The sequence below is a fragment of the Pseudomonas syringae genome (assembly GCF_001698815.1).
Classification (GTDB): Bacteria; Pseudomonadota; Gammaproteobacteria; order Pseudomonadales; family Pseudomonadaceae; genus Aquipseudomonas; species Aquipseudomonas syringae_A.
In genome coordinates this window covers 55,254-70,809 of record NZ_LGSI01000049.1, presented here as the reverse complement: position 1 = coordinate 70,809, position 15,556 = coordinate 55,254, and the positions used below count along the sequence as shown (strand labels likewise).

Below are 15,556 nucleotides of genomic sequence, written 5' to 3'. Positions count from 1 at the left end.
ACATCTACAAACCGGAAGGGAAACGCAGTAGAACAAGGAGGCAGGCGCGCGGCCTGCCTCCTCGGAACATCAGGCTACCGGATTGATTGGTTTTTCCGGGTACCAGACGTCGATCAGCGGGCTGACGGTTACTTCGGTCAGTTCGCTGCGGCCTTTGAGCCAGGCTTCAACAGCAGCGCGCTGCTCTTCGTTGACCGAGCCACGCTTGATGAGGCAAACCAGACCGAAGTCATCGCCGCCAACATAACCCAGACCATTGGCTTCCATGGCGTCCTTGAGGAACTCCTCGAGGAACGCGTCGATCGCCTTGTCATCCAGATCTTCCTTGAAGTCCAGGTTCAGCTCAAAACCCAACTCCTGGAATTCATCCACGCACAGCTTTTTGCGCAGACGCTGGGAACGGTTAGTGGCCATTGAACAAATCCTCATAAGTAATATCGGGCGGCACTTTAGCAGTTTGGACGGCCAATTGCCTGCCTAACACGCCCCAGCTCGGGTATTGCCGATAAACAGGCTTCTGCGGCCCAGCTCGGCACTTGATAAAAAATAGCGGTCGAGACGCTCGCGCCGGAGCACAAGTCACCGCTGGTTGGGGCATAATGCCGTCTATTCGACCTCCATAGACTGTCCAGGCGACTTTTTTCAGCAACCGTCGGCGTCAGCTACTTATTTTGTCGAGGGAATCCATCCATGCCCTCTTATTTCTCCCCCTCTTTGCAGTAGGGTTTTATTGAATGATCAAATCTTTGCGTCCTCTGTTTTTTTTCGCCCTTCTGCTGCCACTGGGGCTGCCTGCTCAGGCCGCGGTGATCAATACCACGCTGCCTCCCAAGGTTCAGCAAGCCCTGAAAGCCAGCAAGCTTGGCGATGATGCACTGTCGCTGGTGATGTTGCCGCTTAACGGCCCTGGCAATCCGACGGTTTTCAATGCCGACGTATCGGTCAACCCGGCGTCGACCATGAAGCTGATTACCACCTATGCAGCGCTGGAAATGCTCGGCCCGACCCATCAATGGAGGACCGAGTTCTTTACCGACGGCACCCTGAACAACGGCGTGCTGCACGGCAACCTTTACCTTAAGGGCGGCGGCGACCCCAAGCTAAACATGGAAAAGCTCTGGCTGCTGATGCGCGATCTGCGCGCCAATGGTGTCCAGCAGGTTACCGGTGATCTGGTTCTGGACCGCAGCCATTTTGTGCAGCCGCAGCTGCCGGTGTTCGACGATGATGGCAACGACAAGAACAAGCCGTTCCTGGTCAAACCCGACTCGTTGATGATCAACCTCAAGGCCCTGCGTTTCATCACCCGCAACGATGGCGGCAAGATTCTGGTTTCCGTGGAGCCGCCGATTGCCAGCATCCGCGTGGAAAATCAGGTCAAGGCAGTGTCCTCCAAGCAATGCGCCGGCGACGTGCGTTACAGCCCGATCCCGCAGGCGGACGGCACGGTCGTCGTCACAGTCAGCGGTCAATTGGGCGATGGCTGCAATTCCCAGACCTATCTGTCATTGCTCGACCACCCGACCTACGCAGCAGGCGCTGTTCGCGCGATCTGGCAGGAGCTGGGCGGCAGCATCCTTGGCAAGGACCGCGTCGACGTTGTGCCGGGCAGCGCGAAACTGTTGGCCAAGGCGTTCTCGCCAGACCTCACGGAAATCATTCGCGACATCAATAAATTCAGTAACAACACCATGGCGCAGCAGTTGTTCCTGAGCCTGGGTTCGGAATATCGCAACGAAGCCGATGGCGATGACGCCAAGGCCGCGCAGCGGGTGATCCGCCAGTGGCTGGCGAAAAAAGGCATCACCGCTCCACACTTGGTCATGGAAAACGGTTCCGGCCTGTCCCGTGCAGAACGCGTCAGCGCTCGTGAAATGGCGATCATTCTGCAGGCCGCATGGCGCAGCCCTTATGCCGCCGAGTTCATGAGTTCGATGCCGCTGGCTGGCATGGATGGCACCATGCGCAAGCGTCTCAAGCGTACGCCGCTGCTGGGCGAGGCGCATATCAAGACCGGTACGCTGAACACGGTTCGCGCCATTGCCGGCTTCAGCCGCGACAGCAATGGCAATACCTGGGCGGTGGTGGCCATCCTTAATGACCCGCGCCCATGGGGTGCATCGTCGGTGCTCGATGAGGTGCTGGTCGAGTTGTATCGCCAGCCGAAGCTGGTCAACAACACCGTTTCGATTCAGCAGCAGTAATCAAAAGGGGGCTGTCGCAAGACCGGCCCCTTTGCTGAAGACTTAAAGCTGCTCCGGCTCGACCCGGTCGCGCCCCGCCTGCTTGGCTGCGTAGACCCGCGAATCCACGCGCAGCAACAATGCATCGTCGCCTTCCCCTTCGCGCCAGCCAGCAACGCCGAAACTCGCGGTAATGACACCAATACCATCGACTGGCTGACTGCGCAGCTCACGCCACAAATCCAAGGCCAGTTGATACGCCTGAACGGCATCGGTGCCAGGACAGAGCACCATGAACTCTTCCCCGCCCAACCGACAGAACACATCATTGCTACGCAGCCGCAGGCTGATGCGCTGGGAGATGGCCTGCAACGCCCAATCGCCCATGGCATGCCCAAGCTGGTCATTGATCCTTTTGAAATGATCGACATCCAGCATGATCACCGACAGCTCTCCCCCATTCCCCTGGACCCGGCCTAGTTCAACCGCGAAGCGTTCCTGGAAATAGCGACGGTTAAACGCTCCGGTCAGCGAATCAGTTACCGCTAGCCTGCGCAATTCTTCCTCGACCCGTTTGCGCTCGGTGATGTCAATACAGACAGCCAGGTAGCCGACCCACTGGCCTTGCTCGTCCCGCACGGCCGTCACCAACATATTGACTGACAATGTGCTGCTGTCACGCCGCACAAAAGTCCACTCCCGAGACTGGTGGATACTTTCCTGGCTGGCTTCGACAAAGAGGGCTTCGCCCGCTGAAACCCGCGTGCCATACCCGACACTCAGGCGCTCGGCGTGCTCTTCGAGCTCCGCCGTCACTTGCAAATCCCTCAGCGTGAAGCGCCCCACGACCTCGTCATGGGTGTAACCGAGCATTTTCTGTGCGCCAACATTGAACGTACTGATCACACCATTCAGGTCGGTGGCAATGATTGCCACCTCGGTGGCGGCATTGAGCACATTGCGCAGCTGGCCGTGGGTGCCGCGCAATTGCTGCTCGCGCTGGCGCAGCTCCGAAGTGCGTTGATCCACCAGACGCAAGGCGCGCTGACGCTGGCCGACGAGACTGTAGAGCAACGCGCTGAGCATCACGCTGAGCAGGCCACCCAGAAGGATCACGTTGACCCTCTGCGATTGATTGCTGTTGAGGAATGCCGGGGTTGGGCGGATCTCCAGCAGATAATCGCGATCGGCCATCTTCAGCAGCGTGCTGACCCGCAAATCACTCTCGGCCGCCACAACGGGCGACTCATACAACAAATTCGACTGTTCAGGCGCAGCCAGATCGCGCAGGGTCACGGCGAGGTTTTCGCGGGACGGCAAGCCTTCAGTCATCAACGCGCTCACGCTGATCACCGCCGTGACAAAGCCGGTTACGTCGTCCGCCTGTGTTGAAAATCTGGCGTCTCCGACCAGCACCGGGGACAGCAACAGGATTCCAGTGGCGTTGATGGGCTCCAGACCCACCAGCCGTAGGCGCGGAGTCGCGACCATGGTGCCCAGCTGGCGCCCCCGCTCCAGCGCTTCGTGGCGCACCTGTTCGGAGGCAATGTCGAAGCCCAGCGGCAATGGCAATGTGCTGCGTGACTGAGTGAAGAGTACCGGGAAATATTCCGCCCTTACCGCAGCTTTCTGCAGCGCGCCCGCAGCGTCCAGCTCCCGCACGCTGAAGCCGTTCAGACCTTCGGTCACCGCCTGACGCTCGAAGGGCTCGCGCTCGGACTCGACGATCCTCGGCGCCCACGAGTAGGCTTGGGTGCCAATCAGCAACGGCGCGGCAAAACCATTGAATTCCGCGCGGCTGATCTGATCGGAAAAGACAAAAAAGCGCCGCAGACTGTCCAGGCGATAAACCTGGCCGTCAAGGCGCTCCTGAATACGACTGAAATGCTCGTTGGCCAGCAGACCGAAGCGCTGGATCAGCTGGCGTTTGTAGAGTTCGAAATTGGCAAGAGCGAGGATGATCGTCAACACTGCCCCCAAAACCAGGGCCGTTATTGCAACAACCCAAGGGGAAGCGTGCTCGCTGATAAAGCCAAAAATCTTCCGGCGGACAGGAATGGACGGCATACGCAGAACTCGCGGCGCCAGCACAGTGAGAGATCATGCTGATCGTCGCTCTGTTATAGCTATTCGCCACTAATTTGCCTAGCCTGAAATCGCATTGCGCACGATGGATTCGTACGCAATGCACATCACTCGCGCTTAGCGAGCCATGATTTTCCAGGCGCGGTGGATCTTGCCGTTACGAGCGAAGTCCGGGTCCACGGTCTGGGCAGTGATTTCCTCCACGGCATAACGCTCGCCGAGATTCTCATCGAGCACGAACTTGCGGAAGTTGTTGGAGAAATACAGCACGCCACCGGGCGCAAGACGCGCCATGGCCAGATCGAGCAATTGCACCTGATCACGCTGCACGTCGAAGATCCCTTCCATGCGCTTGGAGTTGGAGAACGTTGGCGGATCAATGAAGATCAGGTCGTATTCCTCACGACATGCTTCCAGCCACGCCATCACATCACCCTGCTCCAGACGGTTCTTGTCAGAGAAGCCGTTCAGCGACAGGTTGCGCCGCGCCCAATCCAGATATGTCTTGGACAAATCGACGCTGGTGGTACTGCGCGCGCCGCCCTTGGCCGCATGCACGCTGGCCGTTGCGGTATAGGCATACAGATTGAGGAAACGCTTGCCCGCCGCTTCACGCTGGATGCGCATACGCATCGGACGGTGGTCGAGGAACAGGCCGGTGTCCAGGTAGTCAGTCAGGTTCACCAGCAGCTTGACACCGCCTTCGCTGACTTCCCGGAACTGGCCCTGGGCACTTTGCCGCTCGTACTGTTTGGTGCCGCTCTGGCGCTCGCGACGCTTGATCACCACACGGCTCTTGTCGATGTTCAACGCTTGGGGAATGGCCGCCAGCGCATCGAACAGGCGCGCCGAGGCTTTCTCCGGATCGATGGACTTGGGCGCGGCGTATTCCTGAACGTGAACCCAATCGTGATACAGGTCGATGGCCAGGGAATATTCCGGCATGTCGGCATCGTAGACGCGATAGCAATCGATCCCTTCGCGACGGACCCACTTGCCCAGCTGCTTGAGGTTCTTCTGCAAGCGGTTGGCGAACATCTGCCCGCCTTCGCTCAAGCGCGGCTGCTCGACAACCACTGGAGCCGGTTTGATCGGGTTGCCATTCTTGTTGTACTTCTCGTATTTGCCTGGAGCTTCCAGCGCGCCGGTATCCTCGGGCTCGACCTGCTCACGCTCGATCTGGCGCTGCTCGGCAGTGCGCCGCTCGCCGGTGACGAACTGGTCGGGAAGCACTTTGATCAACAGCAGCTTGCACGGCAAAGCGCCGTTCCAGAATGCATATTGCTTGTGGCTGCGGATCCCCATGCGCTTGCCCAGATCCGGAGCGCCGGTAAACACCGCCGCCTCCCAGTTCAGACAGGCCTGACGCAGACGTTCGCCGAGGTTCTGGTAAAGATAAAGCAGGCTTGCCTCATCACCCAGACGCTCGCCGTACGGAGGGTTGCAGATCACCAGGCCTTTCTGGTTCTGGTCCGGGCGCGGCTCGAAGGTGGCGACTTCGCCCTGATAGACCTTGATCCAGTCACTCAAACCCGCGCGCTCGATGTTATTACGCCCCGGCTGGATCAGGCGTGGGTCAGCTTCATAGCCGCGAATCCACAGCGGCGGTTTGGCCAGACCGGCCTGAGCGCGAGCCAGCGCATCGTCATGCAACTTGGTCCACAGCGCCGGGACGTGTCCCAGCCATGCCGAAAAACCCCAACGCTCGCGCTTGAGGTTGGGCGCGATGTCGGCAGCCATCATGGCCGCTTCCACCAGGAAGGTGCCCACGCCGCACATCGGGTCAGCCAGCGCGCCACCTTCAGCGGCAATGCGCGGCCAGCCGGCACGGATCAGGATCGCTGCTGCGAGGTTTTCCTTGAGCGGCGCGGCGCCTTGCTGCAAGCGATAGCCACGCTGGTGCAGGCTGTGACCGGACAAGTCCAGGGACAGAATTGCTTCGCCGCGATCCAGGCGCAAATGCACCCGCAGATCGGGATTGAGCTTGTCGACAGAAGGCCGCAGACCATCCGGCGTACGCAATTTGTCGACAATGGCATCCTTGACCTTCAAGGCGCCAAAGTGGGTGTTATCAATACCCGAACCGTTACCGCTGAACTCCACCGCCAGCGAACCATCGGCTTCAAGATGATCCTGCCAGTCGATATCCAGGACGCCGTGATACAGGTCTTCAGCGTCTTTCATCGGGAAGCGCTTGAGCACCAGCAGCACACGGTTGGCCAAGCGCGACCACAGGCATAACCGATAGGCGGTTTCCATGGTAGCGATACCACGGATGGCCGAGGTGTGTTCCCGGGTCTCCTCAAGGCCTAGCGCGGTGGCTTCCTCAGACAGCAGGCCTTCGAGGCCTTTTGGACAAGTGAGGAAAAGTTCGTAACGTTCGGACATGAATATTCCAGGGCCGTAGCCATAAGCGGCGGGCAACGCATTGCCCAACCAGATTTAAAACAAGCGTCTTTCTTGGAGAACGCCTGCGTGGCACACACATTGTGCCGGTCCACCGCATGAGGTTATGACGTCAATGCGGCAGTTTTTACCTTGAATCCAATCTGTCTGCCCTTCAGCCCGCAATGGCCAAAAGACATTGGTCTGAAAGACACCCATTCAGCATGACAACTGCCGTAATAAAAAGTCACATCGTGACCCTTCGTCGAAAAGCCTCTGAATGCATTCAGCCATCACCCGCACTTGAGAACCTGTCTCAGCTTGCGCCGAAACCCTCGACATTGCGGGCTTGTAGAAAATATCAAGTTTGAAACACCTTAGCGCTTATGTCCCTGAGGTCACAAATGTTACGTGCTTATGACAAAACGATCATTCACAGCGTCCAATCCATTGGTTAGAACTCATCTCAGGTTGTTACTGCAACGGTAACGACACCAAGCCCGCGACGCCGGCAGCGGGTACCAACGGCAGAAAATTTTCTGCCCGACCTCAGCACGAGGTCCCAGGGACATTACAGTCAACAAACGAGGGCAACACCCTATGAGAAGACTTAAGCGTGATCCGTTGGAAAGAGCATTTTTACGCGGATATCAATTTGGTGTTCATGGAAAATCCCGTGAGCTTTGCCCTTTTACTCTACCGTCAGTACGCCAAGCGTGGATCAATGGTTGGCGAGAAGGACGCGGCGACAACTGGGACGGTATGACCGGCACTGCGGGAATCCACAGACTCAACGAACTTCACGCGGTCGGGTAATCAGGTAACTTCCGACCAGTCCAGCAAATCTCTGAAAAAAATGACCTAACCAGGCGCGTCCTATCCGGGCGCGGGGCGAAAGCCCAGGGGCTCCTCAGGAGCCCCTTTTTTATGCCTGACGTTTGGGCATTGCCGCGATGGCGTCCACCGATTGGCGAATCAGTGCCGGGCCTTTATAGATAAAGCCGGAGTAGATCTGCACCAGACTGGCACCGGCGGCGATTTTCTCAGCCGCGTGCCTGCCTTGTGTGATGCCGCCCGTAGCGATGATCGGCAGACGCCCGGCCAGTTCGCCAGCCAGGATCTTCACCGTATGCGTGCTCTTCTCGCGAACCGGCGCACCTGACAACCCGCCCGCTTCGTCACCGTGGGGCAAGCCTTCAACGCCCTGGCGGCTGAGTGTGGTGTTGGTGGCGATGACGGCGTCCATGCCGGATTCGATCAGCGCGGCGGCAACCAGCACGGTTTCTTCATCAGTCATGTCCGGAGCGATCTTGATCGCCAACGGCACGCGCTTGCCATGCAACTGGGTCAGCGCCTGCTGACGGATGCTCAAGGCTTCCAGCAGTTGCTTGAGCGAATCGCCGAACTGCAGGCTGCGCAGCCCCGGCGTGTTGGGCGAGCTGACATTGACCGTGACATAGCTGGCGTGGGCGTAAACCTTGTCCAGGCAAATCAGATAGTCATCCACGGCGCGCTCGACCGGCGTATCGAAATTCTTGCCGATATTGATGCCCAGGATACCGGTGTATTTCGCAGCCTGAACCCGGCTGATCAGATGATCGACGCCCAGATTATTGAAGCCCATGCGATTGATGATCGCCTCGGCGTGCGGCAGGCGAAAGATCCGTGGTTTCGGATTGCCCGGCTGTGGACGCGGCGTGACGGTGCCGATTTCAACAAAGCCGAAACCCAGCTGGGCGAAACCGTCGATGGCCGCGCCGTTCTTGTCCAGCCCTGCCGCCAGCCCGACCGGATTGGGAAACTCCAGCCCCATGACAGTCACCGGCAGGCGCGCAGGCGCCTTGCTCAGCAGGCGGTTGAGCCCCAGGCGTCCGCCGGCACCAATCAGGTCCAGCGACAGGTCATGGGAGGTTTCCGGGGAAAGTTTGAACAGTAACTGGCGGGCCAGGTTATACATGGGCGGGCGCGACTCGTCGAAGCTGAATTCAGGGCGGCGATTATAGACGCCTGGGCGGGCGGGCGCGAGGCATGCGATCAGCTTTTAACAGGACGGCGTCGCGGCGGGCGCTCGCGCTGGCATATCGCTTGCTTGGAACAGTCATCAGCACTCGTTCCAACGGTGGAGCGCGGCACAGACAATGGCGTCGTTTTCGTCCTTGCTTTATGCAACGGCTTGAACGACGCTTTTTTTATGGAAGATCCCGTCATCGGGCCAGGCACAAACGCTCCCGAGACAGGCTTTTCCGGAAAGGAAGACACGCTTATGAATACCTCCACGAACGACCCGCTCGCCTGGGTGAATGGCAGCGACGCGCCAGAGATGAACAGCCTCGACCTGGGCTTCATGGCGTTGTCCGACAGTGCATCGTTGGTGGTGGCCGCCACTCAGGGGTTCGCCCAGCCTTATGGCCTGACCCTCAATCTCAAGCGCCAGGCTTCCTGGGCCAGCTTGCGTGACAAGCTGGTTAGCGGGGAGCTGCATGCAGCCCACAGTCTTTACGGTCTGATCTATGCCGTGCAACTGGGTATCGGCGGCGGTCCCGCGACGGACATGGCGGTATTGATGGGTCTGAACCAGAACGGCCAGAGCATCAACCTGTCGCGCCCGCTGCAAGACGCAGGCGTGATCACTCCTGAGGCACTGGACCGGCGCGCGCACCAAAGCGGCCCAAAGCTGACCTTCGCCCAGACCTTCCCCACCGGCAATCATGCGATGTGGTTGTATTACTGGCTGGCCAGCCAAGGCATTCATCCACTTCACGACGTGACCAGCGTTGTCGTGCCGCCACCGCAAATGGTTGCGCATCTGCAAGCCGGGCGTATCGACGGCTTCTGCGTCGGCGAACCCTGGGGGGCCAGTGCCGTGCAGCAGCAGCTGGGTTTCACTTTCGCGACCAGCCAGGCGATCTGGCCGGATCACCCGGAGAAAGTCCTGGGTTGCACCCGCGAGTTCGTCGAACAGAACCCCAACACCGCGCGCGCGCTGGTCAAGGCGGTTCTGGAGGCCAGCCGTTTCATCGAAGAAAATCAGGAAAACCGCCGCAGCACCGCGCAGCTGCTCAGTGGCAAAGACTATCTGGATGCGCCGGCCAGCTGCATCGAGCCGCGCTTGCTCGGGGAATACAGCGATGGGCTGGGCAATAAATGGCAGGATAACCATGCCCTGCGCTTTCATGGCGGCGGCGAAGTGAACCTGCCTTACCTGTCCGATGGCATGTGGTTCATGACCCAATTCCGCCGCTGGGGCTTGCTGCGCGAAGACCCGGACTATCTGTCGGTCGCCACGAGCGTTCACCAACTGGAGTTGTATCGCCGGGCGGCGGGTGAAGTGGGCATTGAAGTAGCCGCTTCGGCCATGCGCAGCAGCCAGTTGATCGACGGCAAAGTCTGGGACGGCAGCGACCCGGCGGGCTACGCGCGCAGCTTCAAGCTGCACGCGCTGGCCGATACCGCCCCCGCCGTTGTCAGTCGCTGAGGGCCGCAATCATGCTACGTATCCTGTTGATCAACGACACACCGAAAAAAGTCGGACGCCTGAAAGCGGCGCTCTCCGAAGCGGGATTTGAAGTCATCGACGAGTCCGGACTGATCATCGACTTGCCCGCACGGGTTGAAGCGGTGCGCCCCGACGTGATCCTCATCGACACCGAATCCCCGGGCCGCGACGTCATGGAGCAGGTGGTGCTGGTCAGCCGTGACCAGCCGCGCCCTATCGTGATGTTCACCGACGAGCACGACCCCGACGTGATGCGCCAGGCGATCAAGTCCGGGGTCAGCGCTTACATCGTCGAGGGTATTCTTGCCCAGCGCCTGCAGCCCATCCTCGATGTCGCCATGGCACGATTTGAGAGCGATCAAGCCTTGCGTGCCCAACTTCAGGCACGCGATCAGCAATTGGCTGAACGCAAACGCATCGAACTGGCCAAGGGCCTGCTGATGAAAATGAAGGACTGCAAGGAAGAAGAGGCCTACACCCTGATGCGCCGCCAGGCCATGAGCAGGCAGCAGAAACTGATCCAGGTGGCCGAACAGATCATCGCCATGAGCGAGCTGCTGGGGTAAAGGCCACACACAGAACACAGAGACGGGGACCGTGGGAGCGGATTCATCCACGAAGGCAATTTTACCGCAGACAGATGTGTATCGAATGCGCTGGTCCCTTCGCGAATAAATTCGCTCCTACAGCATCGAATTCACGCTCCCGGTCAGACGATGGCCCAGCTTTTGCTTAGCTAATCACACAGGTAGCCAACGGCGGTTGCCCCACTCACGACAAAGACGTCGCACACCTCTTTCGCCAACGCGAATCGGGTTGCGGCGTTTTTTGCGTTTTGGCCCCAGTGATTGGGGCCGGTGGAGCCACCGAAGTTATGGATGCTCCACCTGCAGGTCTTCGCCCGCTGTAGTTCACGAACCGACAGACTTCCTTTATGCAGATGAGGTGTTCAATGAATACAAGTTTCTGGAAAGCCGGCCACAAACCGACTCTGTTCGCTGCCTTCCTGTATTTCGACCTGAGCTTCATGGTCTGGTACCTGCTTGGCCCCTTGGCCGTGCAGATCGCTGCCGACTTGCACCTGACCACGCAACAACGCGGCCTGATGGTGGCAACGCCGATTCTGGCTGGCGCCGTGCTGCGCTTCGTAATGGGTTTGCTGGCTGATCAACTGTCGCCGAAAACCGCCGGCATCATCGGTCAGGTCATCGTCATTTGCGCCTTGTTCGGCGCCTGGAAACTGGGTATTCACAGTTATGAGCAGGCCCTGATTCTCGGCCTGTTCCTCGGTATGGCGGGCGCTTCATTCGCTGTCGCCCTGCCGCTGGCCTCGCAATGGTACCCGGCCGAGCATCAGGGCAAGGCCATGGGCATCGCCGGTGCGGGCAATTCCGGTACGGTTTTGGCCGCGTTGATTGCACCTGTCCTGGCCATGGCATTCGGCTGGAGCAACGTGTTCGGCTTTGCCGTCATCCCATTGGTCTTGACGCTGATTGCCTTCTGCCTGATGGCACGCAATGCACCAGAACGCTCCAAGCCCAAGTCCATGGCCGACTATCTCAAGGCATTGGGTGATCGTGACAGCTGGTGGTTCATGTTTTTCTACAGCGTTACCTTTGGTGGTTTCATCGGCCTGGCCAGTGCCCTGCCCGGCTACTTCAACGATCAATACGGCCTGAGCCCGGTCACCGCCGGTTACTACACCGCTGCCTGCGTCTTCGGCGGCAGTCTGATGCGCCCATTGGGCGGCGCGCTTGCCGATCGATTCGGCGGGATTCGCACCTTGTCCGGCATGTACGCCGTAGCCGCCATCTGCATCGCTGCCGTAGGCTTCAACCTGCCCAGCTCGTGGGCGGCATTGGCCCTGTTCGTCGCGGCCATGCTCGGTCTGGGCGCGGGTAACGGCGCGGTATTCCAGCTGGTTCCACAACGTTTCCGTAAGGAAATCGGGGTCATGACCGGCCTGATCGGCATGGCCGGCGGCATCGGTGGCTTCCTGCTGGCAGCCGGCCTGGGTGCAATCAAGCAAAACACCGGTGACTACCAGCTCGGCCTGTGGCTGTTCGCCTTCCTTGGCGTCCTGGCCTGGTTCGGCCTGCTCAACGTCAAGCGTCGCTGGAGAACTACTTGGGGTTCGGCCGCGGTTACCGCCGCCCGCGTCTGAGGTTGGCAATGAGTCTGCAACTGAGTTTCGCCCAGTGCAGCGCCAGTGGCCCGCGACCGGAAAACCAGGACGCTCTGCGCCTGGTGACACCGGTCCCGGCGCTCGCCGCCAGCAAGGGTTACCTGTTTGCGGTTGCCGATGGCGTCAGCCAGTGCGTCGATGGCGCACTGGCGGCGCAATCCACCTTGCAGGCCCTGGCGCTGGACTATTACTCCACGCCGGAAACCTGGGGCATCGCCCAGTCGCTGGACCGTCTGCTGCTGGCGCAGAATCGCTGGCTGCTGGCCAATGGCTTGCTGACCACCCTGAGCGCGCTGGTGTTGCGCGGCCGCCGTTTTACCCTGGCCCACGTCGGTGATTGCCGGGCCTATCGCTGGCACCGGGGTGAATTGCAGCGCATTAGCGAGGACCACGTCTGGGAACAACCGGACATGCAGCATGTGCTCAAGCGCGCACTCGGGCTGGATCAGTACGTGGTCATGGATTACCTGGACGGCGAACTGCGTGAAGGTGAGCGGCTGCTGCTGGTCAGTGATGGGGTTTGGGCCACGCTGGGCGATGCCAGCATCCGCTCGATTCTCACCGAACAGGACGATCTCGACAGCGCGGTGCAGACCCTGGTCAATGCTGCGCATCTGGCAGGCAGTCAGGATAACGCCAGCGCCCTGCTGATCCACATCGATAAGCTGGGCCAGGACGATCTCGGCGATACGCTGGTGCAGCTTCAGCAATGGCCGCTGCCGCCAGCGCTGAAAGCCGGTCAGCGTTTCGAGGGCTTTGAAGTGGTCAGTCTGCTGGCGGAATCGCGGCAGTCATTGCTCTATCGGGTCCGCGACCCGCTCGGTCAGCGTTGGCTCTTGAAAACCCTGCCAGCCAATCGGCATGACGAGACCAACGCAGGGCAAAGCCTGTTGCTGGAAGAATGGTTTCTGCGCCGGGTGGCCGGGCGTTACTTTCCCGAACTTCATCCTGCCCCGGATCGTCAGCATCTGTATTACCTGATGCGCGAGCACGGTGGCCGCACGCTGGCCGAGCTGTTTGCGCTCAGCGGTCCTGTTTCCGTCGCGCACTGGCAGGATCTGGCGACACGCCTTTTGCGCGCCGTGGGTTTGCTGCATCGGCGCAATATCATTCATCGCGACATCAAACCGGAAAACCTGCTGCTTGATGACGACGGCGAATTGCGCCTGCTGGATTTCGGGCTAGCGTATTGCCCCGGTCTGTCAGCGCCGGCTGACGAACTGCCCGGCACCCCGAGTTTTATTGCGCCCGAGGCTTTCAACGGCGCAGAACCCGGTCCACAGCAGGACTTGTACGCTGTCGGCGTCACACTCTATTACCTCCTGACAGGCCATTATCCTTACGGCGAAATAGAGGCATTCCAACATCGGCGCTTCGGCACCCCGGTTCCCGCCAGCCGCTATAGGCCGGATGTTCCGGACTGGCTGGATCACAGCCTGCAACAGGCACTGCACGCCGAGCCGGATTCACGCTACGAAACGGCGGAACAATGGCTGCTGCAACTGGAACAGGCTGAACACCGGCCGGTGGTCCAGCATCGGCCGCTGCTGGAACGCGAGCCGCTCAAGGTATGGCGCACGTTGGCGCTGGTGTCGTTGCTGGTGAACCTGATCCTGATTATCTGGCTGTTGCGCCACTGAGCATTGCGCCCCGCTTCGGTGCGAGGTGCACCAAAGCGGGAACCTGCGCCATCCCGTTGGAGATTCCATTGGAGCGAGGCTTGCCCGCGAATCGGTTTCTCTGCTGACATATTCTCAGCTGAACCGACGCCTTCGCGGGCAAGCCTCGCTCCAACGAACTCCGTACCACTCATCTATACAATCTGGCACAACCCATGCATATCCCATCTCAAGCAACTCACATTTAGCCCTGACCTTCAACGACGAAGGCCCGGGCTTCCCGAGATAACGGGATCGGACAAAGGCGTCCTCGCTAGGTAACTAGCGGGACGCCTTTTTTGTTTGCACGGATTTTGTCGAGCGCGCCCATGGTGGATCTCGGAGGCAACATGAAAAAACTCAAACTGGTGATGATCGGCAATGGCATGGCCGGGGTGCGAACTCTGGAAGAGCTGCTCAAGCTGAGCGACGACCTGTACGACATCACCGTGTTCGGCGCCGAGCCGCACCCAAATTACAATCGCATCCTGCTTTCACCCGTGCTGGCCGGCGAGCAGAAATTCGATGAAATCGTGCTCAACGATCTGGATTGGTACCTGAGCAACAACATCAAATTGCTGCTCAACCGCAGCGTGGTGAAGATCGATCGCACGAAACGAATCGTCACCGCCGACGATGGCACTCAGGCGCATTACGACCGCCTGCTGATCGCCACCGGCTCCAAACCGTTCATTCCGCCGATTCCCGGCAACACCCTGGATGGCGTCATTGGCTATCGGGACATTGCCGACACGCAGCAGATGATTCACACCGCACGTACCCATAAACATGCCGTGGTCATTGGCGGCGGTCTGTTGGGGCTTGAAGCTGCCAACGGCCTGAAGCTGCGCGGGATGGACGTCACAGTGGTGCACATTGGCAAGTGGCTGCTGGAGCGCCAGCTGGACCAGACCTCGGCGCAATTGCTGCAGCACGCCCTTGAAGAGCGCGGCCTGAAGTTTCGTCTTGGCGAGCAAACCAAGGCGTTGCTCGACGACGGCGAAGGTCGGGTCAAGGCCGTGCAGTTCTCCAACGACGACGTTGTGCCTGCGGACCTGGTGGTGATGGCTGCCGGCGTGCGCCCCGCCATCGAGCTGGCCGAACAGGCGGGCATCCCGTGTGACCGAGGCATTCTGGTCAGCGACACCCTGCAGACCTTCGATCCACGGATCTACGCCATCGGCGAATGCGCCAGCCATCGGGGAACGGCCTACGGCCTGGTCGCGCCGCTGTTCGAACAAGCCAAGGTCTGCGCCAACCATCTCGCGCAGTTGGGCTTTGCCAGCTACAAGGGCTCGGTGACCTCGACCAAACTGAAAGTCACCGGCATCGACCTGTTTTCCGCTGGCGACTTCATGGGTGGCGACGGCACCGAAAGCATCACCCTTCGCGACCCCATCAGCGGCAGCTACAAGAAACTGGTGATCAAGAACGACCTGCTGGTGGGCGCCTGCCTGTACGGCGACACTGCGGATGGCGGCTGGTACCTGCGGCAGATTCGCGAAGGACGATGCATTGGTAACAGCCGCGATCACTTGATGTTCGGCGAACACAGCCTGGGCGC

The 15,556-nt window shown here is 59.8% G+C and carries 10 protein-coding genes and 1 pseudogene; 7 read left to right on the top strand and 4 right to left on the bottom strand.

All coding sequences use genetic code 11. The features are described 5' to 3' along the window. Positions 1-69: 69 nt before the first annotated feature. The gene (locus AFK24_RS15450; protein WP_020290150.1) at positions 70-414 is read right to left on the bottom strand and encodes a YggL family protein; all 345 of its coding nucleotides are present in this window, start codon (positions 412-414) and stop codon (positions 70-72) included. Positions 415-734: 320 nt separating this feature from the next. On the opposite strand from AFK24_RS15450, the gene dacB reads away from it, so the two are divergent. Next, positions 735-2,204, top strand: coding sequence for a D-alanyl-D-alanine carboxypeptidase/D-alanyl-D-alanine endopeptidase (gene dacB, locus AFK24_RS15445; protein WP_065834027.1), 1,470 nt, complete (start codon positions 735-737; stop codon positions 2,202-2,204). 42 nt (positions 2,205-2,246) lie between these two features. Here dacB and AFK24_RS15440 read toward each other — a convergent pair whose 3' ends face one another. Next, a complete protein-coding gene (locus AFK24_RS15440) occupies positions 2,247-4,250 on the bottom strand; it encodes a sensor domain-containing diguanylate cyclase (RefSeq protein ID WP_065834086.1) in 2,004 nt (667 codons plus the stop codon). Positions 4,251-4,385: 135 nt separating this feature from the next. Further along, complete coding sequence (gene rlmKL, locus AFK24_RS15435; protein WP_065834026.1) at positions 4,386-6,656, bottom strand: bifunctional 23S rRNA (guanine(2069)-N(7))-methyltransferase RlmK/23S rRNA (guanine(2445)-N(2))-methyltransferase RlmL; 2,271 nt, start codon at positions 6,654-6,656, stop codon at positions 4,386-4,388. Between the two features lie 597 nt (positions 6,657-7,253). On the opposite strand from rlmKL, the gene rmf reads away from it, so the two are divergent. Continuing rightward, positions 7,254-7,469, top strand: coding sequence for a ribosome modulation factor (gene rmf / locus AFK24_RS29965; RefSeq protein ID WP_080290409.1), 216 nt, complete (start codon positions 7,254-7,256; stop codon positions 7,467-7,469). A 109-nt stretch (positions 7,470-7,578) separates the two neighbouring features. Here the strand turns inward: rmf and AFK24_RS15430 are convergent, their stop codons facing one another. Next, positions 7,579-8,610 (bottom strand): quinone-dependent dihydroorotate dehydrogenase, encoded by a 1,032-nt coding sequence (locus AFK24_RS15430; RefSeq protein ID WP_065834025.1) that lies wholly within the window; start codon positions 8,608-8,610, stop codon positions 7,579-7,581. A gap of 306 nt (positions 8,611-8,916) precedes the next feature. On the opposite strand from AFK24_RS15430, the gene AFK24_RS15425 reads away from it, so the two are divergent. The 5 genes and pseudogenes from AFK24_RS15425 to AFK24_RS15405 form a co-directional block, all read left to right on the top strand. Further along, entirely contained in the window at positions 8,917-10,128 is a 1,212-nt protein-coding gene (locus AFK24_RS15425; protein WP_065834024.1) for a CmpA/NrtA family ABC transporter substrate-binding protein, read from the top strand. A gap of 11 nt (positions 10,129-10,139) precedes the next feature. After that, the gene (locus AFK24_RS15420) at positions 10,140-10,715 is read left to right on the top strand and encodes an ANTAR domain-containing response regulator (protein ID WP_020290156.1); all 576 of its coding nucleotides are present in this window, start codon (positions 10,140-10,142) and stop codon (positions 10,713-10,715) included. Between the two features lie 386 nt (positions 10,716-11,101). Beyond that, positions 11,102-12,313, top strand: a complete 1,212-nt coding sequence (locus AFK24_RS15415) for a nitrate/nitrite transporter (protein ID WP_065834023.1) — start codon at positions 11,102-11,104, stop codon at positions 12,311-12,313. A gap of 8 nt (positions 12,314-12,321) precedes the next feature. Next, positions 12,322-13,974 carry a bifunctional protein-serine/threonine kinase/phosphatase gene (locus tag AFK24_RS15410; protein WP_065834085.1) on the top strand — a complete coding sequence of 551 codons (1,653 nt, stop codon included), beginning with the start codon at positions 12,322-12,324 and terminating at the stop codon, positions 13,972-13,974. Between the two features lie 368 nt (positions 13,975-14,342). Then, positions 14,343-15,554 (top strand): annotated as a pseudogene (locus AFK24_RS15405) (NAD(P)/FAD-dependent oxidoreductase); the annotation flags it as partial. Positions 15,555-15,556: the final 2 nt, after the last annotated feature.

Bases quoted from the DNA above. Each gene is read 5' to 3' on its own strand.
- AFK24_RS15410 (WP_065834085.1), top strand. From the start codon at position 12,322: ATGAGTCTGCAACTGAGTTTCGCCCAGTGCAGCGCCAGTGGCCCGCGA.
- AFK24_RS15450 (WP_020290150.1), bottom strand. From the start codon at position 414: ATGGCCACTAACCGTTCCCAGCGTCTGCGCAAAAAGCTGTGCGTGGAT.
- AFK24_RS15420 (WP_020290156.1), top strand. From the start codon at position 10,140: ATGCTACGTATCCTGTTGATCAACGACACACCGAAAAAAGTCGGACGC.
- AFK24_RS15430 (WP_065834025.1), bottom strand. From the start codon at position 8,610: ATGTATAACCTGGCCCGCCAGTTACTGTTCAAACTTTCCCCGGAAACC.
- AFK24_RS15425 (WP_065834024.1), top strand. From the start codon at position 8,917: ATGAATACCTCCACGAACGACCCGCTCGCCTGGGTGAATGGCAGCGAC.
- AFK24_RS15415 (WP_065834023.1), top strand. From the start codon at position 11,102: ATGAATACAAGTTTCTGGAAAGCCGGCCACAAACCGACTCTGTTCGCT.
- rlmKL (WP_065834026.1), bottom strand. From the start codon at position 6,656: ATGTCCGAACGTTACGAACTTTTCCTCACTTGTCCAAAAGGCCTCGAA.
- dacB (WP_065834027.1), top strand. From the start codon at position 735: ATGATCAAATCTTTGCGTCCTCTGTTTTTTTTCGCCCTTCTGCTGCCA.
- AFK24_RS15440 (WP_065834086.1), bottom strand. From the start codon at position 4,250: ATGCCGTCCATTCCTGTCCGCCGGAAGATTTTTGGCTTTATCAGCGAG.
- rmf (WP_080290409.1), top strand. From the start codon at position 7,254: ATGAGAAGACTTAAGCGTGATCCGTTGGAAAGAGCATTTTTACGCGGA.